Source organism: Pedobacter sp. HMWF019, assembly GCF_003061025.1.
Taxonomy (GTDB): Bacteria; Bacteroidota; Bacteroidia; order Sphingobacteriales; family Sphingobacteriaceae; genus Pedobacter.
In genome coordinates this window covers 1-5,627 of record NZ_QAIL01000358.1, presented here as the reverse complement: position 1 = coordinate 5,627, position 5,627 = coordinate 1, and the positions used below count along the sequence as shown (strand labels likewise).

At 36.6% G+C, this 5,627-nt stretch carries 5 protein-coding genes; 3 read left to right on the top strand and 2 right to left on the bottom strand.

Features of this window, described 5'->3' with window-relative positions:
* Positions 1-76 precede the first annotated feature (76 nt).
* Together DBR11_RS19640 and DBR11_RS19635 are read left to right on the top strand one after the other, a co-directional pair.
* Complete coding sequence (locus DBR11_RS19640) at positions 77-1,108, top strand: endonuclease/exonuclease/phosphatase family protein (protein ID WP_108554325.1); 1,032 nt, start codon at positions 77-79, stop codon at positions 1,106-1,108.
* 35 nt (positions 1,109-1,143) lie between these two features.
* Positions 1,144-1,875 (top strand): bifunctional 2-polyprenyl-6-hydroxyphenol methylase/3-demethylubiquinol 3-O-methyltransferase UbiG, encoded by a 732-nt coding sequence (locus DBR11_RS19635; RefSeq protein WP_108554324.1) that lies wholly within the window; start codon positions 1,144-1,146, stop codon positions 1,873-1,875.
* 27 nt (positions 1,876-1,902) lie between these two features.
* Here the strand turns inward: DBR11_RS19635 and DBR11_RS30260 are convergent, their stop codons facing one another.
* Both DBR11_RS30260 and DBR11_RS19625 read right to left on the bottom strand, forming a co-directional pair.
* Complete coding sequence (locus tag DBR11_RS30260; protein ID WP_233260835.1) at positions 1,903-2,934, bottom strand: hypothetical protein; 1,032 nt, start codon at positions 2,932-2,934, stop codon at positions 1,903-1,905.
* A 390-nt stretch (positions 2,935-3,324) separates the two neighbouring features.
* Positions 3,325-4,287 carry a helix-turn-helix transcriptional regulator gene (locus tag DBR11_RS19625; RefSeq protein WP_108554323.1) on the bottom strand — a complete coding sequence of 321 codons (963 nt, stop codon included), beginning with the start codon at positions 4,285-4,287 and terminating at the stop codon, positions 3,325-3,327.
* A 93-nt stretch (positions 4,288-4,380) separates the two neighbouring features.
* On the opposite strand from DBR11_RS19625, the gene DBR11_RS19620 reads away from it, so the two are divergent.
* A complete protein-coding gene (locus DBR11_RS19620; RefSeq protein WP_108554322.1) occupies positions 4,381-5,541 on the top strand; it encodes an NAD(P)/FAD-dependent oxidoreductase in 1,161 nt (386 codons plus the stop codon).
* Positions 5,542-5,627: the final 86 nt, after the last annotated feature.

Sequence of the window (5,627 nt, the reverse complement as noted above, 5' to 3'; positions counted from 1 at the left end):
TTATAATACGCTCTAAAAATACCGGGTGTCTGGGTAGAACAGGCCGCGGTTTATTAAGTTTTTAATTTAGTTTAATATGATCAAATCTATAAAAATCAGTTTTTTAGTGATTATCCTTTCGGGATTATTGAATCCTTCTTTTGGTCAGGATAAAAAAATAAAAGTTCTTCAACTGAATATCTGGCAGGAAGGCACACAGTTAACAGGCGGTTATAATGGTATTGTTGATGAAATAAGCGCTTTGGAACCCGATCTGGTTACTTTAAGTGAGGTTCGGAATTATAAAAATACCAATTTTACCAGCCGGCTTATTAATGATTTAAAGCTTAAAGGGAAAACGTATTATTCTTTTTACAGCAATGGCGCAGGAATATTATCTGCTTATCCGATAACGGACAGTTCACTGGTATTTGGAGGCAAGGGAGAAATCTATAAATTGGTAACAAAAATTAAGGAAAAGGAGATTGCTGTATATTCAGCCCACCTTGATTATCTGAATTATGCGGTTTATCTTCCCCGTGGTTATAGTGGAAGTACCTGGGAGAAATTGGATAAACCTGTTACGGACATCCAGACCATCCTGGCAGATAATCTGACTTCGTCTCGAGATGAAGCCATCCGATCTTTTATTGAAGAAGCGAAGAAGGACATTGAGAAAGGCCGGCTGATATTTTTGGGGGGTGATTTCAATGAAGCTTCTCATCTGGACTGGACAGCGGCTACCAAAGATAAATTTGATCATAACGGACTGATTATACCCTGGCAGAATTCACTGGCGCTTTATAAAAATGGGTTTAAAGATAGTTATCGGATAAAGTATCCAAATCCTTTAAAATATCCAGGATTTACTTTTCCTGCAAGTAATAAGGATGTTGCTGTTAAAAAACTGGCCTGGGCTCCTGACGCAGATGAAAGGGAAAGGATCGATTTTATTTACTACTATCCAAATAAACAGCTGAAACTTGAAAATAGTTATGTGGTTGGTCCGTCAATATCTATTGTAAAAAATGAACGGGTGGAAGAAACTAGTTCGGATATTTTTATTCCGCCTTCTGGAACCTGGCCTAGTGATCACAAAGGAGTAATGAGTATTTTTGTTTTAAAGTAACTTATTTTTGAGGAACAGATGTTAAATATAACCTAATGAAAGAGAATAAATATGATGATCCGGCCTTTTTTGAGCAGTATGGAAAGATGAACCGTTCGCAAAAGGGCCTTGAAGGTGCAGGAGAGTGGTACGTTTTGAAAACAATGCTTCCTGATCTTAATGGAAAGGATGTGCTTGATTTGGGATGTGGATTTGGGTGGCATTGTAAATATGCGATTGAAAATGGAGCAAAATCTGTGATAGGACTAGATATTTCTGAAAAGATGCTTGAAAAGGCAAAGCAAATTAATAGCCTGGATGGAATTAAATACGATAATGTAGCGCTTGAAGATGTTGTTTATCCACCGGATACATTTGACGTTGTATTTAGTTCGCTGACCTTTCATTATATACAGTCGTTTGAAAAACTTATTCAAAATATTTATCAATTCCTTAAACCAGGAGGTTACCTGGTGTTCTCTGTGGAACATCCGATTTTTACTGCAGAAGGAAAGCAGGACTGGGCCTATAATGAAGCTGGTGAAAAACTTTACTGGCCTGTGGATGATTATTTTAATGAAGGAAAAAGACAGACTGAATTCTTGGGAGAAAAGGTGCTAAAATATCATAGAACACTCTCCACTTACTTGAATGTGCTTTTAAAAGAGGGATTCAAAGTTATGGAAATTAAAGAACCAGTACCGAGTGAGACAATGTTGAAGGAAGTTCCGGAAATGAAAGAAGAACTCCGCAGACCAATGATGCTATTGATCTCGGTTCAGAAATAGAAAGTTTTGTTCGTGAACATAGTTGTCCTAATTCTCCAGTAATAAGCTCAGGGTAATTGTTTCACGCCAAAGCACAAATAATAAGCTAAATAGTAAGCAATACCACAAAACATCGGTGCGCTTTCTGGGCTTAACCCCGAACAGAATAACAATAAAAACAGGTGTGCCTATTGCATAGATTAAAAGGAGGTAAGAGATTTCTTCAAAAAAGTCGGAATAGTAGTCGGGGATTACTGCACAAATGATCAATTGTATCAGCCATGTTAAAAAGGGCAATGAAATAGATAGTAAGGACTTATATAAGATTTTAATATCTGACGAAAGAGGAGCGCTCGTTTTATAGTTTTTTCTCAGTTGTATTATTATTGCAGTGCAAAACAAGAGTAGGAGTACTAGTTGAAGACTTTTAAATATTCTGGTTTGCTGTCTGGTATTTATACTTTTAGAAGATGCTAATTTCGAAAATTTAAAGTCTTCGATAAGAGTGGTTTCACCATTTTTGAAAGTCCTTTTGATGGAGGTATTTAGAGATGGATCAGTAAAAGTCCATACAGAATCTGCTATGCCATCTTTGAATTGACCATCAATCAGGATTTGACCCTTATCTTTTCTTGAAAATTTACCATGCAAACGGCTTCCTTTGAATGCTACATTATCTTCGTATTTATTGGTATGAATTTTTAGTTTGTTGATTTGATCGGGTGGGATAATTTTAGATTGGCCTGGCAGCTCTTTTAAAACTGTTTGGTCCAAATCCTTCAAAAATAGGTTCTTGTTAAAATCATCATCTTTTACAGGTTCTCCATTCAGTTCTATATAATCTACCTCAACGGCAAGCAGGTGATCAAATGGATAAAACTTAAAACCCTGGTCTACGAAGTTGCTGTCAATTAAATGGTCCGTTGAGTTAAAAAGTACATATTGTGGTTGTTCGAAACGCAGCAGATGCCTTGGTACAGATGTGGCACAGAATGAAAAAAGTGTAAGCAATCCGGCAAGAGGTGCATTTAAATAGGTTTTTTTTTGAGGAATGGCATGGAGATACCAGCTTAATGGCAAGACTAAAAGAGCGAAGAGATCTGTAAGGTCTGTTGTTCTTTGGATAGGAAAAATATAATGACTAAACAGGTTGATGAACGGTTCGGAATAGCTGCTTTTCCAGTAAATAAAAAATAAGCAGCTTGACAGATAGACTACGAATTTTTGTTTTGGAAACAGGACGGACCAAAATATAGGGAATATAAACAATCCACAAACGTCTGAGAGCTTACCAGTTAGTGAGTTGTGTAAAATTATTTTGAGATAAAGGTCATTTAAAAGTAGCAGAGATAAGCAAACAAGAAAGGGAAAAGTGGTTAACGGTTTGATATTTAATGACATACTTCGTTTTGTTGGCGTCTGTAATTAATACCCGAAAGAAAGTTTAGTAACCCTTCTTTGTGGGTAGCTTTACGATTGGCTATATTGTTTGGGCTTCATGCCAATATGTTCCTTAAAGACTCTTGAAAAATGGCTTAAATTGGTAAACCCCATTTGATAACCCACATCTGAAACAGATAACTTTTCCTCCTTCAACAAAAGAGCGGCTTCTTTCATCCTGAATTCCTGATAATAGTTGAAAATGCTGTTGCCGAATACTTGTTTGAATAATCGTTTCAGTTTAGATGGACTCATAGTGGCAAACTCCGCCAGCTCTTTTATAACTGGTGGCGTTTCCAGATGCTGGAGCATTTGTTCTTTCACTTTGTAAATGATTTGTATGTCGTGGATATTTAAATCATAAAGATGTTTTTCACTGCGTTTTTCCAATTCAATTAAAAGTTTGCAAATCAGTTCTTCTGCTTTTACTCTCAAAAAAAATAGTTCAAAGGTTGCATCGACTGGTTCAGAGACAATTTCATTTACAATTTTCTGTAAAGAAGGATAGATGATTTGTTCAAATAACAGGGGCTGTGTGTTCTGTAGAAGGCCTTGCAAAACAGGTGATTTTTCTGATAAATCAAATAGTCCCTTCAAATAATTTGCGTCTACTTCAATATTAATAGACGCAGCATTAGTATCGATGGGAATAACAAGGTCAGTATTCATAGTACTGGTTGTAATTAAAACTGAAGGTATTGGCCTCAATCGATTTTCTGGTAATGTGAGGTTTGTTTTTGGGAAAATATGTTGAAATTTAAACAGGATCATTGTTCCAGGAGCATTGATATCGGGATTTTTAACAATTAAATCCTCGTTAAGCTCGTAATTGAGAATGAGCATTCGGATGTTTTCACTAAAAATAAATCCGTTACAATAACCTTTACCATATTTTTCAGGGATTTCGAGCCTTCTGTTTTTTATCTCTGTTCCTAATAAATGGGCAATCGTTTTTAATATATTCGGTTCCGTATGCTGTTTTTCTGCTTTCATAAATGGTCTTTTACGACTGTTTTTGTGGCTGATGCAGTTATTTTATCTCTAAGATACTCATTAATTTTGATCGTAATTAAACAATAAAACGTCATGTTACTGAAAGACAAAAAAATTGCCGTTGTAGGTGGTGGTCCGGGTGGATTAACCTTAGCAAGACTTTTACAACTTAAAGGTGCAAATGTTAAAGTGTATGAAAGAGATCTAAATAAAGATGCCCGAGTGCAGGGTTCCCCACTTGATATGCATGAAGAATCCGGATATGCAGCTTTATGCAAAGCAAATTTATTAGATGAGTTTAAAAAAAATATTCGTCTGGGCGCAGATAAAAAGATCATTGTAAATGAGCACGCGGAAATCATTTTTAGTGACCATGAAACCAAACCCGGTAAAAATCCCAGCAATGGACATGCCCGTCCCGAAATAGACCGAGGTGTGTTAAGGAAAATATTTTTAGAGTCTTTAGAACCTGGAACGGTTGTTTGGGACAGTCATTTTGTTTCTATGGAAAGGCAAGATGAGGGTTGGCTGTTACATTTTAAAAAGGGTTTATCTGTTTACGCAGATGTTGTTATTGCTGCTGATGGTGCCAATTCTAAAATCCGCCCGTACGTTACCAAGATCAAAGCTCTTTATTCAGGTGTTACCATGGTTGAGGTCAATGTTGACGATGCAGCGAAAGTAATCCCTCATATTTATGCATTGTTAAATGGCGGGAAAATAATGGCATTTGGGCAAGGAAAGTGCTTGTTGGGAGGCCAAAAGGGTACTGGCGGTTTAGGTTTTTATGCAAGCTTTAAACCAGAAGAAGATTGGATAGAAAACAGTGGTTTGGACTTTTCTGATAAAACACAAGTATTGACATGGTTCAAAGAAGAATATGCGGAATGGAGCAATATTTGGTACGAATTGGTTGAAAATTCGACAACGCCCGTTGTTCCGCGTCCAATTTATTACATGCCTTTAGATCAAGTCTGGGAATCTTTGTCCAATTTAACGTTACTTGGTGATGCCGCGCATGTTATGCCTCCCTTTGCGGGAGAAGGGGCAAACACATCTATGTTTGATGCCTTGGAATTGACCGAATGTTTAACGTCTGACCAATACAAATCTTTACAGGAAGCCATTTCCTCATATGAAGCAAGTATGCGCAAAAGAGCATCTGCAGCAACAAAGCAATCACTAGAAAATGGTGAACGTATGCATTCGGAAGGAGCCTTAAATAAAATGTTGAAAGTGTTTAGCGGACAATAAGAAATTGATTTAGTGGTGGAGTTTTATCAAAGAAATCTTACAAAAAAATAAGACTACTAAATTAGTAGTGATTTATATATTTGTAT

What these genes read in the sequence shown, in the direction of transcription:
- DBR11_RS19640 (WP_108554325.1), top strand. Translation starts at nt 77, where the DNA reads ATGATCAAATCTATAAAAATCAGTTTTTTAGTGATTATCCTTTCGGGA.
- DBR11_RS19625 (WP_108554323.1), bottom strand. Translation starts at nt 4,287, where the DNA reads ATGAAAGCAGAAAAACAGCATACGGAACCGAATATATTAAAAACGATT.
- DBR11_RS19620 (WP_108554322.1), top strand. Translation starts at nt 4,381, where the DNA reads ATGTTACTGAAAGACAAAAAAATTGCCGTTGTAGGTGGTGGTCCGGGT.
- DBR11_RS19635 (WP_108554324.1), top strand. Translation starts at nt 1,144, where the DNA reads ATGAAAGAGAATAAATATGATGATCCGGCCTTTTTTGAGCAGTATGGA.